This window comes from Heliorestis acidaminivorans (assembly GCF_008933955.1).
GTDB classification, from domain to species: Bacteria; Bacillota; Desulfitobacteriia; order Heliobacteriales; family Heliobacteriaceae; genus Heliorestis; species Heliorestis acidaminivorans.
The window spans coordinates 128,576-152,463 of record NZ_WBXO01000004.1; the positions used below are offsets into that span (position 1 = coordinate 128,576).

General features: G+C 42.1%; 21 protein-coding genes and 1 riboswitch. Of the genes, 15 read left to right on the top strand and 6 right to left on the bottom strand.

Annotated elements, in window-relative coordinates:
* Positions 1 to 43 precede the first annotated feature (43 nt).
* Positions 44 to 1,492: a cardiolipin synthase gene (gene cls, locus F9B85_RS06795; protein WP_151619628.1), complete on the top strand. Its 1,449-nt coding sequence runs from the start codon at positions 44 to 46 to the stop codon at positions 1,490 to 1,492.
* Positions 1,493 to 1,690: 198 nt separating this feature from the next.
* Here cls and cshA read toward each other — a convergent pair whose 3' ends face one another.
* A complete protein-coding gene (gene cshA / locus F9B85_RS06800; protein ID WP_423245050.1) occupies positions 1,691 to 3,160 on the bottom strand; it encodes a degradosome RNA helicase CshA in 1,470 nt (489 codons plus the stop codon).
* 219 nt (positions 3,161 to 3,379) lie between these two features.
* Here cshA and F9B85_RS06805 point away from each other — a divergent pair, with 219 nt between their 5' ends.
* Complete coding sequence (locus F9B85_RS06805) at positions 3,380 to 4,525, top strand: DUF362 domain-containing protein (RefSeq protein WP_151619629.1); 1,146 nt, start codon at positions 3,380 to 3,382, stop codon at positions 4,523 to 4,525.
* Here the strand turns inward: F9B85_RS06805 and F9B85_RS06810 are convergent.
* From F9B85_RS06810 to F9B85_RS06820, 3 genes are read right to left on the bottom strand one after another with little or no spacing between them, the layout of a single operon-like run.
* Entirely contained in the window at positions 4,512 to 6,689 is a 2,178-nt protein-coding gene (locus F9B85_RS06810) for a TRAP transporter permease (RefSeq protein ID WP_207707066.1), read from the bottom strand. The genes F9B85_RS06805 and F9B85_RS06810 overlap by 14 nt on opposite strands.
* A gap of 4 nt (positions 6,690 to 6,693) precedes the next feature.
* Positions 6,694 to 7,266 carry a DUF1850 domain-containing protein gene (locus F9B85_RS06815; RefSeq protein ID WP_151619630.1) on the bottom strand — a complete coding sequence of 191 codons (573 nt, stop codon included), beginning with the start codon at positions 7,264 to 7,266 and terminating at the stop codon, positions 6,694 to 6,696.
* Between the two features lie 24 nt (positions 7,267 to 7,290).
* Positions 7,291 to 8,244 (bottom strand): TAXI family TRAP transporter solute-binding subunit, encoded by a 954-nt coding sequence (locus F9B85_RS06820; RefSeq protein ID WP_151619631.1) that lies wholly within the window; start codon positions 8,242 to 8,244, stop codon positions 7,291 to 7,293.
* A 268-nt stretch (positions 8,245 to 8,512) separates the two neighbouring features.
* Between F9B85_RS06820 and F9B85_RS06825 the strand changes: the two genes are divergently transcribed.
* Both F9B85_RS06825 and F9B85_RS06830 read left to right on the top strand, forming a co-directional pair.
* Entirely contained in the window at positions 8,513 to 9,409 is an 897-nt protein-coding gene (locus F9B85_RS06825) for an ATP-grasp domain-containing protein (RefSeq protein ID WP_243138105.1), read from the top strand.
* Positions 9,410 to 9,439: 30 nt separating this feature from the next.
* On the top strand, positions 9,440 to 10,321 hold the full coding sequence (locus tag F9B85_RS06830) for an ATP-grasp domain-containing protein (protein ID WP_170270273.1): 882 nt from the start codon (positions 9,440 to 9,442) through the stop codon (positions 10,319 to 10,321).
* Between the two features lie 123 nt (positions 10,322 to 10,444).
* Here the strand turns inward: F9B85_RS06830 and F9B85_RS06835 are convergent, their stop codons facing one another.
* Positions 10,445 to 11,731: a LysM peptidoglycan-binding domain-containing protein gene (locus tag F9B85_RS06835; RefSeq protein ID WP_151619634.1), complete on the bottom strand. Its 1,287-nt coding sequence runs from the start codon at positions 11,729 to 11,731 to the stop codon at positions 10,445 to 10,447.
* 180 nt (positions 11,732 to 11,911) lie between these two features.
* On the opposite strand from F9B85_RS06835, the gene F9B85_RS06840 reads away from it, so the two are divergent.
* The 3 genes from F9B85_RS06840 (at position 11,912) to F9B85_RS06850 (ending at position 13,426) form a co-directional block, all read left to right on the top strand.
* Complete coding sequence (locus F9B85_RS06840) at positions 11,912 to 12,226, top strand: hypothetical protein (RefSeq protein ID WP_151619635.1); 315 nt, start codon at positions 11,912 to 11,914, stop codon at positions 12,224 to 12,226.
* A gap of 69 nt (positions 12,227 to 12,295) precedes the next feature.
* Positions 12,296 to 12,598, top strand: a complete 303-nt coding sequence (locus tag F9B85_RS06845; RefSeq protein WP_151619636.1) for a MoaD-like domain-containing protein — start codon at positions 12,296 to 12,298, stop codon at positions 12,596 to 12,598.
* Positions 12,599 to 12,682: 84 nt separating this feature from the next.
* Positions 12,683 to 13,426, top strand: coding sequence for a ZIP family metal transporter (locus tag F9B85_RS06850; protein ID WP_151619637.1), 744 nt, complete (start codon positions 12,683 to 12,685; stop codon positions 13,424 to 13,426).
* 68 nt (positions 13,427 to 13,494) lie between these two features.
* Here F9B85_RS06850 and F9B85_RS06855 read toward each other — a convergent pair whose 3' ends face one another.
* The gene (locus F9B85_RS06855; protein WP_151619638.1) at positions 13,495 to 14,874 is read right to left on the bottom strand and encodes an NAD(P)-dependent oxidoreductase; all 1,380 of its coding nucleotides are present in this window, start codon (positions 14,872 to 14,874) and stop codon (positions 13,495 to 13,497) included.
* 311 nt (positions 14,875 to 15,185) lie between these two features.
* Here F9B85_RS06855 and F9B85_RS06860 point away from each other — a divergent pair, with 311 nt between their 5' ends.
* The 8 genes from F9B85_RS06860 (at position 15,186) to F9B85_RS06895 (ending at position 23,701) form a co-directional block, all read left to right on the top strand.
* A complete protein-coding gene (locus F9B85_RS06860; RefSeq protein ID WP_151619639.1) occupies positions 15,186 to 17,603 on the top strand; it encodes a cyclic nucleotide-binding domain-containing protein in 2,418 nt (805 codons plus the stop codon).
* Between the two features lie 180 nt (positions 17,604 to 17,783).
* Positions 17,784 to 18,080: a zinc-ribbon domain containing protein gene (locus F9B85_RS06865; protein WP_151619640.1), complete on the top strand. Its 297-nt coding sequence runs from the start codon at positions 17,784 to 17,786 to the stop codon at positions 18,078 to 18,080.
* Between the two features lie 193 nt (positions 18,081 to 18,273).
* Positions 18,274 to 18,401: riboswitch (molybdenum cofactor riboswitch) on the top strand.
* Positions 18,402 to 18,478: 77 nt separating this feature from the next.
* Positions 18,479 to 19,177 (top strand): ABC transporter permease, encoded by a 699-nt coding sequence (locus tag F9B85_RS06870; protein WP_151619641.1) that lies wholly within the window; start codon positions 18,479 to 18,481, stop codon positions 19,175 to 19,177.
* Positions 19,174 to 20,262, top strand: coding sequence for an ABC transporter ATP-binding protein (locus F9B85_RS06875; protein WP_151619642.1), 1,089 nt, complete (start codon positions 19,174 to 19,176; stop codon positions 20,260 to 20,262). Before F9B85_RS06870 ends, F9B85_RS06875 begins: the two co-directional genes overlap by 4 nt.
* 156 nt (positions 20,263 to 20,418) lie before the next feature.
* Positions 20,419 to 20,814: a bacteriohemerythrin gene (locus tag F9B85_RS06880; protein WP_151619643.1), complete on the top strand. Its 396-nt coding sequence runs from the start codon at positions 20,419 to 20,421 to the stop codon at positions 20,812 to 20,814.
* Positions 20,815 to 20,859: 45 nt separating this feature from the next.
* Positions 20,860 to 21,513 (top strand): chemotaxis protein CheC, encoded by a 654-nt coding sequence (locus F9B85_RS06885; protein WP_151619644.1) that lies wholly within the window; start codon positions 20,860 to 20,862, stop codon positions 21,511 to 21,513.
* Positions 21,500 to 21,985, top strand: a complete 486-nt coding sequence (locus F9B85_RS06890; RefSeq protein WP_151619645.1) for a chemotaxis protein CheD — start codon at positions 21,500 to 21,502, stop codon at positions 21,983 to 21,985. Before F9B85_RS06885 ends, F9B85_RS06890 begins: the two co-directional genes overlap by 14 nt.
* A 42-nt stretch (positions 21,986 to 22,027) precedes the next feature.
* Complete coding sequence (locus tag F9B85_RS06895) at positions 22,028 to 23,701, top strand: two-component system response regulator (protein WP_151619646.1); 1,674 nt, start codon at positions 22,028 to 22,030, stop codon at positions 23,699 to 23,701.
* The last annotated feature ends 187 nt before the right edge of the window (positions 23,702 to 23,888 follow it).

The window sequence follows — 23,888 nt, forward strand, 5'->3', positions numbered from 1 at the left end:
GTTAAAATGGAGTGAAGTCGAAATTTAGTTGAGGTGTTAGCCAGTGCCAATAACGGAAAAGCTCACTCTAGTCTTTTATCTATTAAATATTGTATCTGCTATTGTCGTTATCTTTCTAGAGCGAAGAAACGTAGCGGCAACTTGGGCCTGGTTGATGGTTTTACTCTTCCTACCTGGATTTGGCTTTTTACTCTATTTGGTTTTGGGACAAAGCTTGAGAAGACGAAGGATCTTTAAAGTTAAGGAAGAAGAAATCAAAGCTATTGAAGAGCGTGTAACTAAGCAAAAAAAGCAATTGCATAAAGAAGAGATTACTTATAACGATCCTGAATCAGCACGTTTTCAAGATATGATATACATGAATTTAAGCAGTAATTATGCTATCTATACCCAAGACAATGCTGTGGAAATTTATACAGAAGGACAGAGTAAGTTTACTTCTTTGATACAGTCGATTGAGCAAGCGAAAGATCACATTCACTTGCTTTACTATATTGTGCGCCATGATTCTATTGGGAAAAAGATCTTGGAAGCCTTGATTAGTAAAGCCCGGGAGGGTGTGCAAGTTCGTGTCCTTTATGATCATGTTGGTTCTTCAGGTTTACACCGAGATTTTATAAAGCAGTTAAAAGAAGTTGGCGGAGAAGTGAGAGCTTTTTTTCCTTCTCGTATTCCTTATGTAAATATTCGACTCAATTATCGTAATCACCGTAAATTAGTTATTATTGATGGTACTCATGGTTTTATTGGCGGCTTTAATATTGGCGATGAATATCTTGGGTTGGACAAGCATCTTGGTTATTGGCGCGATAGTCATCTTAAGATAACAGGTAGTGCCGTTCATATGATGCAGGCCCGTTTTATTTTAGACTGGAATCTTTCTTCGCCTTCACGGATTGAATTTCCTAGTCCTGCTTATTTCCCAGCACCACAAAAAGAAGGATCTATTGGTATGCAAATCGTCACTAGTGGACCTACGTCAGAATGGCAAAGTATCAAAAATGGCTACTTGAAAATGATTCATTCGGCCAAAGAGAGCATTTACATTCAGACGCCTTATTTTATCCCTGATGATAGTTTACTAGCGGCATTAAAAATTTCTGCTTTGTCTGGTGTTGATGTACGCATTATGTTGCCTAGTAAGTCAGACCATATGATGATCTATTGGGCTTCTCATTCTTATCTTGGTGAGTTATTAGCTAGCGGTGTGCGCTGTTATCTTTACGAAAAAGGTTTTCTCCATGCTAAAGTTATGACTATTGATGGCAAAGTGAGCTCTATTGGCTCTGCTAATATTGATATTCGTAGTTTTAAGTTGAACTTTGAGATTAATGCTTTTATCTATGATTCAGCGACAACAAGTCAGTTAAATGAAAGCTTTTTCTTAGATGCAATTAACTGCCGAGAAGTTACTTTAGATGAATATGACAATCAACCATTCACGAGCCGTATAAAAGAATCCTTAGCCAGGCTATTATCTCCTATCCTATAGTCAAGCATAAGGCTAAACAAAGCATGCAAAAATATTACAAATAGAGAAAGAGTTACTGCTCTTTTGTCCAATAAAAGAAGATAAAAAAGCTTTCTTGGACAAAAGAGGTGCTCCCGATGTTTCTGCAAGAAATTAAAAAAAAAGGCTTGTACTTTCTCTTAGGAAAGGTGCAAGCCTTTTTCCTTATTCTTTTACTAGTTAGTGATAAGAAGGTTGTTGACGGTTGGGACGATCTTTTTTGCCATAGTATTTGTTAAAGCTTTTGCCAAAGCCCTTGCCTTTTCCTTGGCCTTGGCTTTGTCTGGCCTGCCGATCTGATCTTCCTCTTGGGTTACGTTGACCGCGCACACGTAAAGGTGCTTCGGGACTTAGGGTAATAGGTGTTTGATCTGTATCTTTCGTTAGCAGTTTGAGAGCCGCCGAAAGTAAGGTGACAGAGTCTTCACGACCAAGCAATTCTTTGGCCATACTGCGATAATTTTGGAGCTCGCTTTTTTCTACTGTTCGGAGCACTTTCTCGACGGCTAACCGTTGTTGACCTTCTGCCGCTTCTGTTATCGTGGGTATGGCCATGCGCATAATTTTGCGGTTTGTTGCTCTTTCAATGGAACGAAGATGCTCCAATTCTCTAGGTATGGCAAAAGAAATGGCTATACCGCTTTGACCGGCTCGTCCTGTTCTGCCAATGCGGTGTACGTAGCTTTCGGAATCTTGTGGGATATCAAAGTTATAGACGTGAGTAACGCCTGTAATATCTAAGCCACGGGCGGCTACATCAGTGGCCACTAGGATATCGACAGTGCCAGAGCGGAATTGGCGCAAGACGCTATCACGCTTGCCTTGTGTTAGATCGCCGTGAATGCCTTCAGCAAAGTAGCCACGTTTTTTCAACGCTTCTGTTAGTTCGTCCACACGCCGTTTAGTTCGACCAAAGACTATGGACAATTCAGGCGATTGAATGTCTATAAGTCGACAGAGGATGTCAAACTTATCGCGTTCTTGTACTTCAATGTAATGTTGTTCTACTAGAGGTATGGTAACTTCTTTGGCTTTGATGGTGATCAAGAGAGGTTCGTTCATGAAGCGGTTAGCTAAGTTCTGAATCTGTCGAGGCATAGTAGCAGAGAAGAGCAAGATTTGCTTTTGCTTTGGTGTTTCTTCCATAATCTTTTCTACGTCTTCATAAAAACCCATGTTGAGCATTTCATCTGCTTCGTCTAATACGAGCACTTGAATCTCTTGTAGGCGTATCGTTTTTCGGCGCATGTGATCCATGAGACGACCTGGTGTGGCTACGATGATTTGAGGTTTTTTCTTTAGAGCGCGGATTTGCCGCGTAATATCTTGGCCTCCATAGATTGGTAGGCAGTGGATTTCGCTTTTGTCGCTAATGCGGTTTAACTCTTCCGCAACTTGAATAGCTAATTCTCGTGTCGGTGCTAGGACGACAGCTTGCAATCCTTCTGGTCTGGTCATTACTTTGTTAATGATGGGAATGCCAAAAGCGGCTGTTTTACCTGTACCTGTCTGAGCTTGTCCGATGAGGTCTTTACCTTCTAAGGCAGGGGGAATTGTTTTTTCTTGAATGGGTGTAGGCTCTTCAAAGCCCATAGAGTTAAGGGATTGAATGATGCTGTCGTTAATGCCTAAACTTTCGAATCGCTCCAACGCTATTCAGCCTCCAGTATTTTTTCCTTAAAATTTATGCCTTTTAAGGGGCTTGTTAATGTTAATCTAGTCTTATGTTTTCCCAATTAGATGATGCTTATCGATAGTTTTTTCTTAAGACCTGCACTGGAATTATGGTAGAAGAAGTAGAGCTTATTCTTAGAGACTCTCTTAGAAAAGGTTATAATAAGAAAAAGAAAAGCAAGGGTAGGTGATAAGATGTCTCAAAAAAAAGAGCGCCTTGCGGTGACAGCATGCGCTCGTTACGATCAAGATGAAATTGATCAAGCAGTACAAAGGTTGCTAGACCGCCTTGGCGATACAGAAGCTATAAAAGCAATTCAACCAGGCATGCGCATCGCCCTAAAGCCCAATCTGGTGATGGCCAAAGAACCGGAGCGAGCGATTACGACTCATCCAGCAGTGCTCTCAGCAGTAGCGCGGTTGCTCTTGGACAAGGGTGCAAAACCTTTTATTATCGATAGTCCCGGCGGGCCGGCTAGTGCTCGAGGCTTAGAAACGCTTTATACAAGAACAGGTATGAAGGAAGTAGCTCAACAGCTAGGTCTTGAGCTTTGTTACGATATGTCGGAAGTGGAAGTGCCCTTAGCAGGAAAAAGTCCTATCAAAAAAATCTATCTTCTCAAAGCTATTGTTGAAGCAGACGGTTTGATTAACTTACCTAAGATTAAGACGCACGGCCAAACAGGTTATACTGGTGCTGTCAAAAACTTGTACGGCGCTATTCCGGGCTTGCGTAAAGCAGAGTATCATTTTCGCTTGCAAGAGCGGGCTATCTTTTCTCAATTGCTCTTAGACTTAAATGAACTGTTAAAGCCTTTACTGCACATCGCTGATGGTGTTATAGGGATGGAAGGCGATGGACCAACAGGCGGTGTTCCGAAGCCTTTTGGTTATCTATTTGCTTCTTCTTCTCCTTATGCTCTCGATCATTATGTCTTATCGCTGATCAAGCTGTCCGACATTGAAACAGATCTGCAAGCTCAGGAGCGTGCTTTACTAGGCCACTTTGAGGTCTTAGATGGTGGTGAAGAAGTTCAGGAAGTACCATTTCGACCGGCCAAGAGTCGCCAAGTTAACTTTGCCGAGAATTTTTTGCCTCGTCCTTTGGCTGACTTTGTGTCGCGCCGCCTGCGTCCTTTACCAAGCTTTCATGGTGATAAGTGTACAGGATGTCGCATCTGTCTTAAAAGTTGTCCTTCCCAAGCCCTTACTTTTCAGAAGTTACCACAATTAGAGCGAGCTAAGTGTTTTGGTTGCCTTTGCTGTCATGAACTTTGTCCAGAGGGAGCTATCTCTATTCGGCGCAGTTTTTTAGATCGACCTAGATCTACAAGGTCATAGCTGATTCTGTTGCCCTCTCTTTATCTTTTTTTCTACGATAGTACTGGCTAGCGAAGAGGAAGAGCAAGATGGCAATACCAGCAATGTCTGTGATAAAGCTACCGTGAATCAGCACTAAGGCGGCGATAAGAGCTAGGAGGCGCTCGTACCAGTGATATTCGCAGAGTAGCCAGCGCTGTATAAAGGAAGAGAAGGCGACGATGCCGATGAAAGCTGTAAAGATGTTAACAATTACTTGTACCCAAGTGGCTTCTGGATTGAGTAATAAGATGGTTGGGTTAGTAGCGAAGACGAAAGGTAAAAGCAAAGCTCCAGAGTCGAACTTAAAGCCTTGTATGCCTGTGCGTATAGGTTCGGCTTTGGCTATGCCTGCCGTAGCATAAGCAGGTAAGTTGATAGGTGGTGTATCGTCAGCAAGGATGCCGTAGTAGAGTACAAAAAGGTGAGCGGCCATGATAGGCAAGCCGAGCATAACGAGGGCCGGAGCAATCATGGAGGCTAAGACAACATAAGTTGCTGTCGTAGGAAGACCGAGACCCATGATTAGGCAGGCAATAACGGTAAGGAAGAGGGCAATGTAAAGTTGCAGGTTAGCGCTACTAAAAGGCAAAAAGTTGACAATATCTTCAGAGAAGCCAACGATCATATGGGGCAGTTTGCTTGATAGCCCTGTTAAGTTGACTACGCCAATTAAGATACCAGCTGTAGCGCAGGCTACGACAACAGAAAGGGAGTTGCGAGCGGCCATTTCAAAGCCTGTAGCTAATTCCCGTAGGCCAAAGCGTACAGAACTTCCTTCGACGGAGTATTTGCGTTGCAACAAAACGAACAGCAAAGCAATAAAAGTACCTAAAACGATCATGGAAGTAATCTCAATTTTCCAGTTGAGCAGATAATGGAGTCCATAAGATACTACAAAAAGAGAAGCGGCGATAAGCATGCCCATGCCGACGCGCTCGCGAAAATGGCTGGCAAAAAAGGCTAAAGAAAGCAAGATGATGATAGCAAAAAAAGCGGCGTTCGGCACTGTTTGCCCTTTGGCTAAGAAAAAGACGAGGATCACAAGGGGCAGTAAAAGATAACCTTGTTGTAATAAAGTTTGGCGACCGGAAACGAGTTCATGAGGTGATAAACCTCTAATATTGTTTTTGGCCGCTTCAAAATGAACCATCAATAAGATGGCGGCGTAGCTGAGCAAAGAAGGGATAGCGGCACTGCGGATGATTTCTATGTAGCTGTGCCCCGTGTATTCAATCATCAAAAAAGCTGCAGCACCCATGATGGGCGGTAAAAGTTGTCCACTAGAGGAAGCGGCTACTTCGATGCCACCAGCTACATGAGGCTTAAAGCCTACTTTTTTCATCAGGGGAATAGTGAAAGTACCGGTTGTAACAGCGTTAGCTACGGAGCTACCGGAGATGCTACCGAGCATACCACTCGATAAGACAGCCGCTTTGGCAGGTCCACCTCGGTATTTGCCAAAAGCGCGCAAGGCTAGATCGATAAACATTTTGCCAGCGCCTGTTGCTTCTAAGATAGCGCCAAAGAGGATGAAGATAAAAACGTAGTTAGCTGAAACCCAGATGGGTGTACTGAAGAGTCCTGTTGTAGTAAAGGCCATTTCATAGAAAAAGTCATGAAAGTCAGCTCGACTGTGCCGAAAGGGTGGCAGGAGATAAGAACCGAGAAAGAAATAAGCTGTAAAGAGTCCAGCAATGATGACCAGCGGTTTGCCTACGACTCGTCGTGTTGCTTCTACGACTAAGAGGATTAAAGAAATGGCTACAGCTAGATCAAGAGTTGTCATGCGAGCGCTTAAGATGGAAGGAGACTGCTGGTTAAAGATAATGTAACTACCGATAGAAGCGGCAAAGAGAGCCAGCAAGAGATCATACCAAGGAATTGTTCGTTGACTTAAGCCTTTTTTTATCGGGTAGATGAGAAAGACGAGGGTAAGTGCCATTGTCAGGTGCAGGATTAGATGGCTACGAGAGCCAACAAGCAAGCCAAAGCCAGCAGTGAGAAAGTGGTATAAAGACATAGCAATGCTGATGAGGAGAATGAGAAGAGCCAGCATGCCGCCAACGTTGCGGTCACTACCTTCTAACTCCATGGCTTGTTTTTGAATCTTTTCTTGCATATCCTCGATCTTTTTAGATTGCAAGCTATCACGCCCTTGTGGTAAAAGATTTTGAGGATTTGCCTAAGAAGGGCAACAGTTTGTAGTGCCAAAAAGAAAAACTTCGGACATCTATCTGAATCACTCTGCCTACATAGGGAGGAGCTGATAACAAGATTTCTTCTTCTGCTACGAAAAAGTGATGGGGAAAAGAATGATCAGGAAGTAAGTACAAGGAGGAAACAGGCTCTTGTAGATCCTGTAAGACATAGTAGCCATCGATAAGCGCGCTTTTTCCTTTGCTAAGATGAGGTAATCCGGCGCCAAAAGAAGAAGTCCAGCTTTCCATGGTCATGATGTGCCCTTCTTCATCAATCATAAACTTCTCGAACACTTCCGACTTTTCTACAGAATGGATATAACGGTGAGAGAACCAATCACCTTTTTCTATAGCTGTACTATAGAGCAGTGAGCTTTGCTCTTTGTCTTCAATGACTAGGTAAAGCTGAGTTGATGGATAGAAAAATCCCAGGAGGATCAACGAGAAGGCAAAAGCGCAGAAAAAGGCACTGCCCAGGAGCAATGCCTTTTTCTTACCCTTAGAGCTGAGCAAATTTTTCATAATAAAGGACCTGGTAGAAATCCTTTAGTTCAGAACTTCGTCATAGTAACGTTGTGCACCAGGGTGAATCTTCACGGAAAGACCATCTAAAGCACTGTCAAGGCTGATATCTTTTCCTCTCTGATGAGTGTTGCCAAAAAGCTCAAGGTTGTCAAAGAGCGCTTTGGTGATGTTATAGACATCATCATCACTGACTTCATCGCTTACAACAAGCATAGCCTGGACAGCTACGGTAGTAGCTTCTTCATCGCGATCGTAAATATCTTTAGTTAGGGTGAAGGAGGTATAGTAAGGATAGAGGGCTGTGAGTTCTTGGATTTTGTCGGCGCTAATGCTAACAATGCGGACAGGCTTAACAGCTTTTAAGGCTTCAATAGCACCTGTAGGTGTTCCGGCAGTTACGAAAGCGGCATCGATATTGCCATCTTGAATACCATTAGCGGCATCACCAAAAGCCATGTACTCAACGCGAATATCGTCATAGGTAAGGCCGTGTACTTCTAAGATTTGCTTCGTGTTGGCTTCTACGCCAGAGCCTTGATCACCTACTGCAACGCGCTTGCCTCTTAAGTCATTTACACTTACGATACCACTATCGGCGGCAGTAACAATATGTACAACTTCTGGATAGAGGCTGGCAATAGCTGAGAAAGAGCCAATCTTTTCGTTGAATTGTACTAAGCCTTCTGTAGCGTAGTAGGCAATATCGTTTTGAACGAAAGCGAGCTGACCTTTCTTATCTTTGAGCTGGTTGACGTTAACGACGGAAGCTCCAGTTACGACAGCTGTAGCCGACACATCATCTACATTGCGGGAGATGACTTGAGCTAAAGCACTGCCGAGGGGATAGTACGTTCCCTGCTCGCCACCTGTTAAAATGGTGTAGTCTTTTCCTGTTTGAGCACCGCAAGCGGTGAGCAAAAAAGAAAAGGCGATAAGGAGCGCAGAGATAGACAGTAACTTAGATTTCTTGAACATGGAGAGAACACACCTTTCTTTTTGTTTCTTCTGCTTTGTTCAATACTATGGATTTTCTTATACATTCTTGAGAAATGCTCTTTAATTTTACCATGGCTTACAGAAAAGGGGTTGTTCTTTGTTATAACAAAATTTTATACCCCTTTTAATGAGTGCACTGAAAAACTGATTGTGCCATTCTTTCCTATTATAGTCTGCTATAGATAGCTTAAAGGCCTTCAGAGAAAGTGTAGATAGAGATGTCTATAAGAAAGTAGAGGGATACCTTTTGCGGGAAAAGAAAAAGGGCTGGATTATATTTAACGGCAACTTGAGGACACCGAAATTCATGGAAATTATTAATTGGTTGCATAATTGCGCCTGTCAGTACGGTTTGGAAACAGAGCTGGTTAGAAACAATGATTTAATTGTAACTATAGACAATGGTTCGTCCAAACTTATAGGTAAGTACGGACAAAGTAAGCCTGACTTTGTGCTTTTCTGGGATAAGGATATAACTTTAGCGAGGCATTTAGAGCAGATGGGGATGAGGCTTTTCAATAGAGCAGAGACGATAGCTATCTGTGATAATAAAGCTTTAACTGTTCAATGTTTAGCTGGGAAAAATATTGCTATGCCTAAAACGATAGTAGGGCCACTTGTTTTTCAAGAGCTAGAAGCATGGGAGCACCTAGAAGTAATCGCAGAAGAGCTGTGCTTTCCTCTAGTGCTCAAAGAATGTTATGGTTCTTTTGGCCAGCAAGTTTATCTAATCCACAATTACGCTGAGTTGCTAAACAAGGTCAAAGAATTAAAAAATGTACCTTATCTTTTTCAAGAGCTGGTACAGTCTAGTTACGGTCAAGACGTGCGTCTACAAGTAGTAGGTGACAAAGTGGTAGCGGCTATGCTTCGTAAGTCGGACCATGATTTTCGAGCTAATGTTACTAATGGAGCGAAGATGTTCCCTTATGAGCCCACGGAAGAGGAGATTGCTCTAGCTATAAAATGCTCACAATTAGTAGGTGCTGATTTTTCTGCTGTTGATCTGCTTTTTGGTCCTCAGGGAGAACCTTTACTTTGCGAAGTCAACTCCAATGGACACTTCAAAAATATTTATGATTGTACGGGAGTAGATGTGGCTAAAGCGATTATGGAACATATACTTGTTGACTTAGGGATTTAAGGAATAGACTTTTATGTCAGGATGATAAGTATGCTCAAAGGTTGGTTGATATACAACCAAAAAGATGCTCAAAGAAATGAAGCTTATATTAAGTGGTTTCTAGAAGAAGCAAAAGACTTAGATGTAGAACTGTCTCTTCTATTAAAAGAGGATCTTACTTTTGGTATCGCTAAGCAAAAGCTTTTCTGTAACTATCGAGGAGAAGCGATAGCAAAGCCAGACTTCGCTATTGTAAGAAACAGAGATGCTCTTTTTAGTGAACAGTTAGAGTTAATGGCGATTAGGACTTTTAATAGCTCGAAAGTGAGTAGAATTTGTAATGATAAAGCAAGGACTCATCAATATCTAGCAGGTTATGAGATTCCTATGTTAGATACGGTTTTTTGGAGAGCTGGAGAGTTTTCGGAATACAAGCTTGCGTACCTGAACTTTCCCATCGTCGTCAAAACCGTAGCAGGTCATGGAGGACAAGAAGTTTATCAAGTAAAAAATGAGCAGGCTTTGCGCGATTTGCTTAATACTTTAGCCAGTAAAGATTTAATTCTCCAAGCGATGGGTCAAGCAGGGCGAGATGTTCGTGTCTTTGTGGTAGGCAAAGAGATTGTTGGTGCTGTACTTAGACAGTCGGAGCAAGATTTTCGTTCTAACTATTCTTTAGGCGGTCAGTCTCAGCTTTATGATCTATCGCTAGAACAGAGAGAGCTAGTACACAAAGTAATTGATGCTTTTGATGAACTAGCTATGGTGGGAGTAGACTTTATCTTTGATCAAGAGGGGCGTTTTGTCTTGAATGAGATTGAAGATGTAGTCGGGAGCAGAACTTTAAGCCTGCACAGTGATGTGAACATTGTGCGGAAATACTTACTTCATATTATGAATTGTGTTATGGGAAGCAAGAAAGTTTGTCCGTGAAGGCGAAGAATACGTTAGCATGTACTAGTCGGAGAATCTTCTGTTTAGCTATTTTTTTAGCCGCCTGACTTTTTGGGAAAAGAGTCGAGGCGGCTTTTTTCATTTATCCTGTTAAATTATAATTTACCCAATAATTTTGCGAATCTCGAAATTATCAGCAAGGAGCGGCCAGTTCTGTGGAAAAGGCAGACCTAAGACCCAGTAGCTCACACCACGCAAGTTATATTCACGGACTAGATCGAACTTAGCTTGCACACTGCGGGCATCTTCAAACCAAACGATATGCTCTCGCCCTTGCTCATCGTAGTAACCGTAAAAAGGTGCTTCCGCAATAGGGTCGTATTCAATAGCGGCATTATACTGAATGGCTCGTGCTAGAGCACCTTGAGGGCTTAAAGTCGTTGCCCTCGTTTCTCCAGCGACAAAGGGCAAGGTCCAATCGTAGCCATAGAGAGGCATGCCCATCATAATCTTTGCACGAGGAATGGCTGTGACAGCATAATCTAAGACGCGGCGCATCTGATTAACTGGTGAAACGGCCATAGGCGGTCCGCCAATCCAGCCCCACTCATAGGTCATAATGATGACAAAGTCGAGGAGCTCACCGTGGACGGGATAATCGTGGGCTTCATACAAAAGTCCAACTTGATCAGCCCTTACCTTAGGAGCTACGGCACTGGAGATGGTGTATCCTGCAGGACGTAGTCTAGCGACAACTCTACGGAGAAAATCATTATAGAGCTCGCGGTCAGCAGGATAGACATATTCAAAATCTACGTTTACGCCAGTAAATCCGCGAGCTTCCATAGTAGCAAGTATGTTGGTAATTAGTGCTTCTTGTACTTCTACGTTTCCTAAAATAGCACGGGCTAAGTCTGGACTAAAGTCTTCGCCAGCCACTATGTTGGTAATGACCATCAGTGGGGCCGCCCCTCTTGCGCGGGCGGCGGCAATAATTGCTTCATCAGCTAAGGGTGCTAGCGTACCATCTTCACGAACTTCATAGCTAAAAAGACTTAGGTAAGTAAGATATTGACCAGTTTCTTCTACAGCATTAAGACCAACTGCATCAAGACGTTGCACATAAGCGTTTGCTTCAATAGTCGGTCTAGGCCGCGGTGGTATGGTTAACACCATGCCTGGGAAGATCAAAGCTGGATCTACAATTTGATTAGCCTCGGCAATAGCTTGCACGGTCGTACCGAAACGCTGTGCTAGAACCCAAAGATTTTCCCCTGGTTGGACCATATGAGTAGCTGGTCGATCTCGTGGCACTAGCAGACTTTGCCCAATCAGCAGTCGTGAAGGATCAGGCAATTGGTTAACTTCAACGATTCGGTTAGGATTGACGCCATAAATTCGCGATATAGACCAAACGCTTTCACCAGGACTTACAGTATGGATGATCAAATAAAGACACCTCCTCATGCTTCAATACTATGAAAGGCTATTGAAAAAGTGCTTGTTAACTGCTTTTCTCTGCTGGAATGTTCAGGAATTGTGAAAGAAGCAACGCTTCTGGTACAATGAGAAGGATAGAACAGATTACATAGGTAAAAAAATGATTCAAAGGAGCCGATGGACTAAAGGATGAAAGGAAATATCAAGCGCCTTCTTGCGCTACTCGCGATTTTTGCTATTGTTTACGCTAACTATGCTTTCTTCGCTGTTCATTTCTTAGAAAGAAAAGTTGTTAAAGTCTTTATGCCTTGGCCTACTTACGTTGTTTTTACGGAAAAGCTTAGTGAAGAGGAAGTACCTAAAGAAGCTTTTGATCAATACATGCTAGAACAGGGTTGGGCTTTTCAAGAACAACTAGGTTCTTTGATCGTTTATGAAAAAGAAGGTCAACAGAAGAGTTTTACTTGGAAAGCTTCTAGTGCCTATCACCGTTTTGCGCAGTAAAAGAATATAAGCCTGCTAGCTATTTTGGCGAGCAGGCTTTCAGTAAATTGGTTAAGGAGCTGGAGTTTTTTGCAAGAAGGAGTAGCTAAAAACGAAAGTATAGAAGATAAGGGAAAATGCAAGCAAACTCTCCAGATACAAGGGATTGCACAGTGGGAGCTTCGTCAGATTCTTGAGCAACTTGGTGGCATAGAAGATAAGGATGGAAATTACCAGAGTGACTGTTGGCAAGCGGTGCTGTCGGATGAGCAGAAAGTAACTATAGGTTCTCTTACTTTGCAGACAACGACCATTACTTTTTCTGGCTCAAGGCCAGAGCTAGAGAAGCTTCTGCTTGCTTTTCGGAAGAAAACTTTGCGCGGCGGAGGCTAGGTAAAACAATAGGATTATGTAAGCATATATAAGTCGCAGATGATAGAAAAGCAACTTTTTATGTAACAAAAGGACGGGTTGCTGATGAGTGAAGTTTTTTGGGCCAGTTTCTTAGCTGGCTCGGCCACTTTGTTAGGCGCTATACCATTACTTTTCTTACGACGAGTTCCTCATATGGCGCAAGACGCTTTTCTTGGTTTTGCCGCTGGTGTTATGATTGCGGCTAGTTTTACTTTGCTGGGCGAAGGTATGGAAATTGGTGGTTCTTTTCTTATTGTGATTGCCGGTCTGCTCGTTGGTGCTATCTTTGTTGCTGTGCTTGGCGCAATCTTACCTGATAATATCTTTGCCCGGTTTTTGAAGATACCTCAAAGCGGTAAGGGAGAACTTAAGTTAGCTTGGCTTACGTTCACTGCCGTAATGTTACACAATATTCCCGAAGGCCTTGTTGTAGGTGTGGGTTATGGTAGTGGCGATGAAGCGCTAGGTTTATTGATGGCTGTAACTATCGGCATTCAAAATGCACCAGAAGGTCTTGTTATAGCCGCTCCCCTGAAACAAAAAGGTGTGCCTGTTAGTCGCATTTTGCTACTTGTTGCCATAGCAGGCTTAATTGAACCAGTTGCGGCGCTTTTCGGTTTCTGGGCTGTCGATGTGGTCGCTGGACTCCTACCTTTTGCCCTAGGCTTTGCTGGTGGCGCGATGCTGTATGTAACTTCGAAAGAGTTGATTCCTGAAAGCCATGGTCATGGCTTTGTGCAGACAGCGACTTTTGCTCTTCTTTTCGGCGTTATTACTATGCTTTCTATGGAAGCGATTTTATTCTAGGAAGTCAAAAAAAGGCATAAGAAAGCCCAGACCATCAAGATGAAGTGAGGTCTGGGCTTTGTTTCTTTCTAGAGGCCGCCGCATTCTTCGATTAGTTTTTTGGCTTCAATGTACATGGCCATGCCGGCGGCTACTTTTTTGGCTTCTTTCATGGCTAGGACGACGGTAGCAGGCTCGTGGACTACGTCGCCACCAGCGAAAACTCCACGGCGTGTTGTCATTCCGTAAGGTTTATCGCGGGTGATGACGTAGCCTTGTTCATTAACTTCAATACCGCTGGTAGTGGAGATGATGCGAGCGGCGGGCCGTTGACCAATAGCTAAAATAACTTTATCAACGGGTAGGTTTTCTCGACGACCGCTGTCGACTACAGAGCCATCAGGCTTCGTTTCCATTAGTGCTATTTCTAAGGCTTCTACTTTGTGGTCTCCTATGTAGCGCAGTGGTGATGACATCCAACTAAAGCCAACACCTTCTGCTTTAGCATGTTCATATTCACTTTGTAGAGCTGTCATGGTACTTTTGTCCCGTCGATAGAGAACGGTTACTTCTGAAGCACCGACACGCAGAGCTGTTCGCGCCGCGTCCATAGCTACGTTGCCGGCGCCAATGATAGCTACCTTGTCGCCAGGGTTGACTGGGATTTCTCTACGACTTACGTTACCGCTGTTGGCTAGGGCAAGAACGCGCAAGAAATAAGAAGCTTGCATAATGCCGGGCAAGTCACATCCAGGCAAGTCAAGGCTTTTCGGGACAGCAGTACCAGTGCCGATAAATATGGCTTCAAAACCTTCGTCTAAGATTTCGTCAATAGTACAGTCTGTTCCGACGAGAACTTGGTTGCGGAACTCGACGCCAAGCATTTGTATCCTGTTAATTTCGCGGCGTACTACTTCCTTGCTCAGACGAAAATCAGGAATACCATACATTAAGATACCACCGGGCTCTTCCTGGGCGTCAAAGACTGTTACGTCATAGCAAAGTTTGGCTAGATCGCCAGCAACAGTAAGTCCTGCTGGTCCTGAGCCAATGACAGCAACTTTACCTTTACTCAAAGCAGAACAACTGCTGGGTTGTGTTAGACCTACTTCAGCATCAAAGTCAGCTACAAAGCGTTCTAGTTTGCCAATGCGAATAGCTTGGCCTTGCTTAGCTAAGATACAACTTCCTTCACACTGTTTTTCATGAGGGCAGACGCGACCGCAGACGGCAGGTAAGTTACTGCGGCGAGCAATAATAGCTGTCGCTTCTCCCATGTTACCTTTAGCTAGGGCTTCGATAAATTGAGGGATCTCTTGCTCGATAGGACAGTTTTTGCGACAGAGGGGTTTAGGACAAGTTAGACAGCGTTTTGCTTCGGCAATAGCTTGTCTAAAGGTATAGCCTTCATCTATTTCTTCGAAAGTTAATTCCCTTTGATCAAAATCACTTTGCTTATCGATGATCATAGCGAGACTCCTTTTTTTTGCTTTCTTCGCTGTGAAACCGAGTTTACTATTAAATCAAGTCAGCTTTTGCAAAAGGGCAGATATAAGCAAGGCTTATTGCTTATAGAAATAAAGATTCCCCTTGTTCCAAAAAAATCCTGCTGATAAATTTTATAAAGCTTATAGTTATCTAGTCAAGGTGGTAGAAAGAACTTGTCAAAGCAGTTACCAATTCTGTCCTACTGTGATTAGCCTCACTTCATTTATTCTTATAGGCTGTTACGATTATTTGATAAGTGAGGAAATCAGGAGAGTAAAGGGGGTGAACGTAGATGGAACAGAATAAAGTGCTTGCTTTGTTACAAGTTGATTTTTTCTCTGACTTGACGAAAGAGGAAATAGTCGGATTAGCTGAAGAATTTCGATGGAAGAGTTGTGAGCAAGGCGAGATTATCATACCGCAAGGTGTTGAAGATCATCCTTTCTTTGTTGTTGTTGAAGGTGCTGTAGAAGCAGTTGTGACGAAGGGAGAGCTTGAACCTGTTCGCATCAATACGTTCACTGCTGGCGATTCTTTTGGCAAGATATCTTTATGCCTTAATGAGCCAGCACCGACGACGATTCGAGCTCTTGTTAACTGTGAATTCCTCTATCTTGAACGGCAGTCTTTTCTACAGCTTATGGTGCGTTGGCCTATTCTTTATAAAAAGTTAGCTGAGCGTTTGTCCCGTCATGTAAATAATGTCAATCTCGGCCTCTGGGATGCCAGACAAAAGGAGTTTTTGCGCTCTACTCTTTATCTTAATGAGATTGAAAAGCGATTTTATAAAGTATGGGGCGGTCCAAAGTCTACTAAAGTGATGAACGAGGTTATTGAGGAGATAAGCCAGCAGAAAAATCATGTCATCCTTTATGGAGAACGTGGAACAGGTCGGCAGATGTTGGCTTGGGCTATTCATAAAAAGCGCTTTGGACCTTCAGCGCCCTTTGTTATAGTGGAAGGTAATCAGTTAGAGCGCTATCTAGCGGAGATGGATCGAGAACTGAGTGAGCTAGCTTGCTCTCTGCCAGATGCATCGCTAAGCGATGGGGGTTTGCTGAAAATGGTAGAAGGCGGAACTTTGTTTGTGCAGGATATGAACGAAGTAACGCCTTTTCAGCAAAGAAAGCTAGCTAGAATCTTAAGTTCTGATCAAAGTAACTTTGTTGTGACAGCTTCTATTTTAGCGGCACAAGAAAAGATGCCTGCATTATCAGTGCTCTTAGAGTCTGAGCTTGCTCCTTTCTTTACTTTTACTTATTCATTACCAGCGATTCGCCAGCGCAAGAGAGATCTACCTTTTCTTGTTAAAGGTATTCTTCAAGAATTAGCAGAGAGACAACAGCGGTCAGCTCCTGCTGTCAGTAATGAAGCGATGAAGCTATTGTTGTCTCATAATTATCGTCAAGGTAATGTTACTGAGCTAGCTCAGGTGATTGAGCGAGCCTTTTTGCTTGCTGATGGAATGACTATTGATTTGGAGCATGTCTTCTTCGGGCCTACAGCTAAGAAAGCAGGGGGAAGTTTTAATCTTTTGTCCCTTCCTTTTCTAGCTGATCTAATCAAGAGTGGGCACTTAGTTACGCGATTACGTCAGGTTATTGGTGCTTTGTTTCTAGTGCTTTTAGTGCTTTTATTAGCTCAACCTCATTGGGCTGTGCAGGCTGGATTTTTTCTTTTTGCTTGGGGTTTATGGTGGCCTTTAATAGCTCTTTTGTCACCTATTATTGGACGTATCTGGTGCACTTTTTGCCCTGTCTCAACGATGATGGAGGCAATACAAAAAGTTCATGCTTATCAGTTACCTGTGCCTGTATGGTTGAAAAAGTATGATTACTTGGTAGTTACGGCTTTCTTTTTAATAATTTTTTGGTTAGAAATAACTTTTGCCTTGCGTTATGAGCCTTTTTTTACAGGTCTATTACTGATATTTTTGCTTTTGATGGCTCTCGTAGTTGCTCTTTTCTATTATCGTCATGCTTGGTGCCGCCACTTGTGCCCGCTGGGAGGTTTTATTGGTCTAGCTTCCCTTAGTTCTATTGTGGAGGTGCGAGCGGAAACGTCACTTTGTTTGAATCAATGTACTACTTACGATTGCTACAAAGGAAAAGGTGATGTAGCAGGTTGCCCTATGTCTCAGCATTTAGCTTATCTCGATAACAATATAGACTGCAAAGTCTGTCTCAATTGCCTCAGAAATTGTCCGAATGATGCTGTAGAATTAAATATACGTATGCCCGGTCGAGAGTTGTGGCAATTAGTGCGGATTAATCAAGGCTATGTAATCTTTGTAGCAGTCTTATCAGCTATTCTTGTTCCAGTCTTTTACTATGATGCTTTTCTCCCTTCAATTGCTCGCTTTGATGACTGGCTTTTCTTTACTTTGCTTTACTGGAGTTCGGCTCTTCTTTTTGGACTTTTGGCCTATAGAGTTGTAAAACCTTATCGCACAAAAGGCGCTACCAAAAGGGTTCAATGGGTCTTTGCGCTGGTACCGCTTATTTTTTCCGGTCATATTGTGTACCATCTTAACTATGTACCAGGCATGGAAAAGTTACTTTTGGCAATGGCTACTGTGGATGGAGAAAATCTGCAGACCTTCTACGTTTCAGCATTACAAGCTAGTCAATGGCTAGTTATTGGAGCGGGGCTCTTTTTTACATTACTCTTTGTTTGGTTAGTGCAATTGCGAAGTATAGCTAAGGTTTAGGATCATAAATTTAAATTTTTTTGATTTTTTTTGCAATTGTACCTTATAAATTTATCTCATTTAGTGTATAATTAGTGCAGACCCTGATATGGTGAACAGTACTCTTCTCAATGCCACTGGCTGGGGAGGTAGGAACAGGTGTCCCTAGCAGGGCAGAATATTGAGGAGGTTTTTTCTAGTATGTTTCAAGACAAGGTTTTAGGCTGTAAAGAATGTGGTCGTGAATTTGAGTTCACAGCTTCTGAGCAAGAGTTCTACGCTGAAAAAGGTTTCACTAACGAGCCTGGTCGTTGCCCTGAGTGCCGCGCAGCTCGCAAACAAAACCGTAACGGTGGTGGATCTTTCGGCCGTCAAGAGCGTCAAATGTACCCTGTTACATGCTCCGCTTGTGGCGTCGAGACTACAGTTCCTTTCCAACCTCGCGGTGACAGACCTGTTTACTGCCGTGACTGCTTCCAGCCTCGTAACAACTGGTAATTGCAGATTGCGTTTACAAAAGCTCGCTAATTATGGCGAGCTTTTTTTGTGCGCTTTTTTTAAGCTAGCTTTAAGGAGCTGAGGTTTTATAAGCTCAGCTGGAAAGAAGAGTCTTAGTTGTCATTATTGCACGCTGGTAGACAGTGTAATTGAAGCAGGAAAAAATCATAAAAGATAGAATTACAATATGAAGACAATGTTATAACTCCGAACTGGTATACCTACACTTCTGATAATTAGAAGCAGGGTCTGCTAGTCTTTAGGGTTAGAAGGGAAACTTTCTAGCCTCCCAAGGTGGAAAGGAGATTTTAGACTAAGAATGAGAGGTCAATCCACCTATAATGTGATTGGCCTTTTCTTTATGTTCTTTTTCGTTGGCGGAAAGGTGGTCATTGATTTTGGAGCTTATCTGGCAAGGGATCAAAGAGGCTTTCTGGCTCTTTGTTACCTTTGACGCAGAAGTTTTCGGTATTACCTTGCGAAGCCTACAAATTTCTACTTTGGCGACCATACTTGCTTTAATTACTGGTGTACCGCTAGGGCTTTACCTGGCTCTTCGAAAATTTCCTGGCCGGAAGTTTTTGATTAGCTTAGTCAATACGGGTATGGCTTTTCCGCCAGTAGCTATTGGTCTGTGGGTGAGCATTTTCCTGTGGCGCAGTGGTCCTCTTGGTGGTTTGGAACTAATATATACACCAACGGCTTTAGTTATTGCCCAGTTTGTTATTGCTTTTCCCATGATCACAGGCTTCACAATCGCTGGTATTCAACAGCTTAATCCAAAACTGCACTTGCAGATCTGGTCACTGGGAGCTTCACGTTGGCAATATTTATGGGCTATTATCAGGGAAACGAAATTACCACTAATTGCGGCAGTTATTGCAGGCTTTGGAGCGGTCATCTCAGAGGTAGGAGCTTCTATGATGGTAGGCGGTAATATTAAGGATTCTACTAGAGTACTCACGACAGCAACAGTTCTAGAAGTAGCTCGTGGTAACTTTGGTCGTGCCATGGCCCTAACTATAATTTTAATGACCATAGCCTACGTAGTCACCTTGTTACTAACTTTACTTCAACAACGGGAGCGGCGGCAATGACAATTGTAGAGCAAGATATTCTCTTAGAAGTAAATAAGCTTACCTGGCAAAAAGAAAAGAAAAGAATCTTAAGCATACCATCTTTGCAGATTAATCAAGGTGACCATACTGCTTTGATAGGTGCTAATGGTTCAGGCAAAAGCAGTCTCCTGAAAATCTTAAGCTTTCTGGAAAAGCCTACTACAGGCGAGGTTTCCTTGAAAACAGTAGCAGAAAGGTGCTCAGTGATAGAAAAAAGGCGTAAGATGGCTGTCGTTTTCCAAGAACCATTACTGCTTAATATGACTGTTTACGATAATATTGCTTACGGTCTAAAGCTTAGAGGTAAAAAGAAAGATGTAGCCGAAAAAGTTGAGTATTGGTTAGAGCGTTTGAAAATAGGGCATTTGAAGAAACGTCACCCTAGAAACTTATCAGGAGGAGAAGCACAGCGCGTTAGTATTGCAAGAGCTATGGCCTTAGATCCTCAGTTGCTTTTTCTTGATGAGCCTTTTAGCGCTCTTGATGCTCCAACTAAAGGACAGCTCTTAGAAGATTTGTCGGCCATTGTGAAGAAAAGTAAGATGACTACTCTGTTTGTTACTCATGACTTTTCGGAGATTCCCTTTATGGCTGATAAAATCATCGTTTTGTCTGAAGGGGAAGTTGTACAGCAGGGTACAGTGGAAGATATTTTTTATCGTCCAGCTAATTCAGCTGTGGCTAAGCTTGTAGGTGCTGATAATGAATGGTCCGGTTATGTGTTGAAAAAGGAAAGTTCTGCTCATTTTATTATTAAACTAGAGAGTGGTAAAGAGCTTTTAGTAGAATCTTCTGCTGGAGAGAATGGCTTTGCTGAGGGGCAAGGGGTGATTCTTTTTGCCCGCTCGGAAGATCTAGCCTTGGGCTCTGCTATAACTAATAACTTGCGAGGTCAGATCAAAAGGCTGTCACCTTACGGCTGGCAATATAAGCTTACTTTAGATTGTGGATTCCCTGTTACTGTTCTTATAGATAAGCACAGTTTCTTACAGCTTAAGCCTGAGCTTGGCAATTATATAGACTTGCATATAGTTCCTAGGAAGATTCATATGATTAAAAAGTGAAAGAAGTAAGTTCTTTCACTTTTTTTGTTTATTTGTTGTAGTAAGGCTTCCCGATGCTGATTTATTTGATATACTTTGAGTATAGTAGCTGGAGTTTTCTTGAAATAGCGTTGCCTTGGTTGCGTACATTGAGAGAAAGGCGGATGAGTTAGGTTTATGAAAGTAGAATGGAATGACGAACTCTTAACGGGCCTTGGTATGATTGATGATCAACATAAGAAACTGGTAGCTAGGATTGCTTCCTTTACTGAAGCGGTGAATCAACAGGATTTCAAGGCTATAGAAGAGACTGTTAACTACCTCATTGGCTATTCTATTCAGCACTTTGGTGCAGAAGAGTTGATCATGATTAGAAATGGCTATGATGAATTTAAGAGCCATCGAGAGGAACATAGTTGGTTTATTAACAAAGTTTACGATTTGCAGAAAAGTCTCTTGCAGAAAGAGTTGTCACAGGAACAGCTCGAAGAAATGAGAGATGTGCTTGTAAATTGGACGCTCCAACATATAAAGATTAGAGATAAGCGGATCTCAGAGAAAATTAGCTCTTAACTTAAGGCTTTTGGTTTAAAGATTATAAAGCATGGAGGTTCTGTGATGGGCGACTTGATCAAAGATATGGCGGCTTTTCATCTTGATGTACTTAAAGAGATTAGCAATATTGGATCAGGCCACGCGGCAACAGCTCTGTCTCAAATGTTAGGCAAACGAGTAGATATGCAAGTTTCTCGTGTCATGCCTATGCCTTTTGATGAAATTACTGAATATGTTGGTGGAGCGGAGAATTTAATTACTTCTGTATTCTTGCGTTTCGAAGGTGACATTACAGGGAATATGTTTTTTATTGTTGACAAAGAAGATGCAGAGTCACTCGTTCAGGATTTAGCAGGAATTCAAGTAGAAGGTGATTTCTGTGAAATGTCCCTTTCTGTATTACAAGAGGTAGGGAATATTCTGTCAGGTTCTTATCTAACGGCACTGGCAGATTTTACAGCCATGGAAATGAAGCCTACTGTGCCTTCCCTAGCTATTGATATGGCAGGGGCTTTGTTGAGTTATGGTCTTACAGAGATTGGAAAAAGTAGTGATTATGCCATTATGATTGATGCGGAGATTCAAGCGGAAGGGATGGGACATGTTCGGAAGGATGGGAAAAAAGGTAAGACAGGCCACTTTTTTCTCTTGCCTGATCCGGAATCTTTTGAAAAGGTCTTTTTGGCCTTAGGAGTTCATCAATATGGCGGTCATTAAAGTAGGCATTGCTGACTTAAATGTCGCGGCCTATCCAGACACCATCACAACGCTGGGCCTGGGCTCTTGTGTTGGTGTAACCTTATACGATAGTACAACAAAGATTGCTGGTTTGGCTCATGTGATGTTGCCTTCTACGGAACTATCGAAGACTGCTGTTGTCAACAAAGCAAAATTTGCCGACTCTGCATTACCAGAATTAGTCGATCGTATGTTGAAAAAAGGTGCTGTAGCAAGGCGGATCAAAGCTAAGATGGCTGGTGGTGCTCAGATGTTTCAGTTTAAAGATTCTACAGGACAAAAAAGTATTGGCGACAGAAACATCGAAGCTTGTAAGATGGCCTTACGAAAGTTAGGAATCCCTCTTGTAGCAGAAGACGTAGGTGGTAACTATGGAAGAACGATCGAGTTATTTACGGAAACCGGCATGCTAGAAGTGCGTGCTATTTCTAAAGATATAAAGCATATCTGATTGTAACTTCCCTTCAAAGCTATAGATGGGAGGAGAGCGGAATTGCTGGGAGCATTCGAAAAAGAAGCTAAGAATATGAGCGTTCTTTATGTAGAAGATGAACGGATCATACGTGAGCAGATGAAGCGTCTCCTGGGGAAGTTCTTTGCCGATGTGAAGATTGCTGAAGATGGCGAAAAAGGATTGGCTTTCTATCAGGATAATCCTAAGGCTTATGATATTGTAATGACTGATATCTCTATGCCTCATATGGATGGGCTTGAAATGATCAAAGCTATTAAAGCGATCAATTCTGTACAGCATATTATTGTCTTATCAGCTCACAACGATGCCGATAATTTATTAAAAGCAATTGATTTAGGTGTTGATCATTTTATGATCAAGCCGGTTTATCGTGAGAAGTTTTTGCATGTTATTCAAAAGGCTGTCCTGCGTATTGCTAGAGAAAGAGAAATAAAAACAATCGAGAAACTCTATAGCGACGTTATGACAGGATTGCCTAATAGATTTAAGTTGCTTAAAGACTTGCAAGAGCAATATGAGCAAAATTCTCCATCGCTGTTTTTGTTAAATATTGATAATTTCAAGGAGACGAACGACCTTTTTGGCTATGATGCTGGTGACTTTGTGCTGGTTGAGTTGTCCAAGCGAGTTCGTGCCTTATTGCCTGACGATAACTACAATCTTTATCGCATACAAGGCGATGAATACGCTATTCTCATCAACTGCTCTGTTCCTTCTTCTGAATACTTAGGCTTAGTGGAGCGCATTCTTCAGGAAGCAAATGATCGGCCCTTTCTGTATCAAGACCTAGATATTTATATAACTCTTAGCATTAGTGTGGTTCGTGGAGAAGATGGTTACCAAGGCGAAGATATTGTACTGCAAGCTAATAGGGCTATGAACATTGTAAAAGAAAAAAAGAAAAGCTTCTTAATATACGATCCTGCCCAGTGGACTTCTGAGGACTATAAGGAAAACCTTAAGTACACTAGGATGATCAAAGAAGCTCTCCATAACGATAAAATCATATTATATTACCAGCCAATCTGGAACAACAGAAAGCAGAAAATTGGAAAATACGAGTGCTTAGTGCGATTGGTAGATGAAGAGGGTCAAGTACACGGGCCTTTCAAGTTCTTAAAAATTGCTAAAAAAACGAAAACTCATGGTTTGATTACTCGTCGAGTGATAGAAAAGTCTTTTCAGCGTTTTTCTCAGCAAAACATTGACTTTTCTATTAACTTATCTGTACAAGATATTCTTGATGAAGATATTGTACAAACAATCCGAAAAGGATTGATCGATCAGAAAATTAAGCCTGGTCAGGTAGGCTTTGAGATTTTGGAATCAGAAGGTATAGAGAACTATCATGAAGTAATGAAGTTTATTAAAGAAATGAAGACTCTAGGTCATAAAATTAGTATTGATGATTTTGGTATGGGTTACTCCAACTTTAATCATATTATTCAGTTGAACGTAGACTATCTGAAGCTCGATAGTTCTCTTATAAAAAATATTGATCAAGATATAGCGGCCCAAACCATAGTTCGATCTATTGTACACTTCACAAAAAAACTAGGTATTAAAACGATTGCTGAATTCGTGCATTCTGAAGCAGTTTTCAATAAAGTCAGAGAATTGGGGATTGATTTCTCGCAGGGTTACTATATTGGAAAGCCTTCTATGTACTTAATGGGCGAATGTGAAAATTAAGGTAAAGAGATAGTGATTTTTTCTCCTAAATCAGATACAATGATAGTGAATCGAATGTTTATATTTTGTTTGCAAAAAGGAAAACTTGAAGACACGTCGAATTAATGGCTAAATCGCCAAGTTCTGGTTGCTAAACTATTTTAACAACTAGAGCAGGTGCAATTTATAATTTACAGGAGGTGTTCAA

Coding starts and splice junctions, on each gene's coding strand:
- F9B85_RS06805 (WP_151619629.1), top strand. CDS start 3,380: ATGTCTCAAAAAAAAGAGCGCCTTGCGGTGACAGCATGCGCTCGTTAC.
- F9B85_RS06815 (WP_151619630.1), bottom strand. CDS start 7,266: ATGAAAAATTTGCTCAGCTCTAAGGGTAAGAAAAAGGCATTGCTCCTG.
- F9B85_RS06820 (WP_151619631.1), bottom strand. CDS start 8,244: ATGTTCAAGAAATCTAAGTTACTGTCTATCTCTGCGCTCCTTATCGCC.
- F9B85_RS06830 (WP_170270273.1), top strand. CDS start 9,440: ATGCTCAAAGGTTGGTTGATATACAACCAAAAAGATGCTCAAAGAAAT.
- F9B85_RS06840 (WP_151619635.1), top strand. CDS start 11,912: ATGAAAGGAAATATCAAGCGCCTTCTTGCGCTACTCGCGATTTTTGCT.
- F9B85_RS06850 (WP_151619637.1), top strand. CDS start 12,683: ATGAGTGAAGTTTTTTGGGCCAGTTTCTTAGCTGGCTCGGCCACTTTG.
- F9B85_RS06855 (WP_151619638.1), bottom strand. CDS start 14,874: ATGATCATCGATAAGCAAAGTGATTTTGATCAAAGGGAATTAACTTTC.
- F9B85_RS06860 (WP_151619639.1), top strand. CDS start 15,186: ATGGAACAGAATAAAGTGCTTGCTTTGTTACAAGTTGATTTTTTCTCT.
- F9B85_RS06865 (WP_151619640.1), top strand. CDS start 17,784: ATGTTTCAAGACAAGGTTTTAGGCTGTAAAGAATGTGGTCGTGAATTT.
- F9B85_RS06875 (WP_151619642.1), top strand. CDS start 19,174: ATGACAATTGTAGAGCAAGATATTCTCTTAGAAGTAAATAAGCTTACC.
- F9B85_RS06880 (WP_151619643.1), top strand. CDS start 20,419: ATGAAAGTAGAATGGAATGACGAACTCTTAACGGGCCTTGGTATGATT.
- F9B85_RS06885 (WP_151619644.1), top strand. CDS start 20,860: ATGGGCGACTTGATCAAAGATATGGCGGCTTTTCATCTTGATGTACTT.
- F9B85_RS06890 (WP_151619645.1), top strand. CDS start 21,500: ATGGCGGTCATTAAAGTAGGCATTGCTGACTTAAATGTCGCGGCCTAT.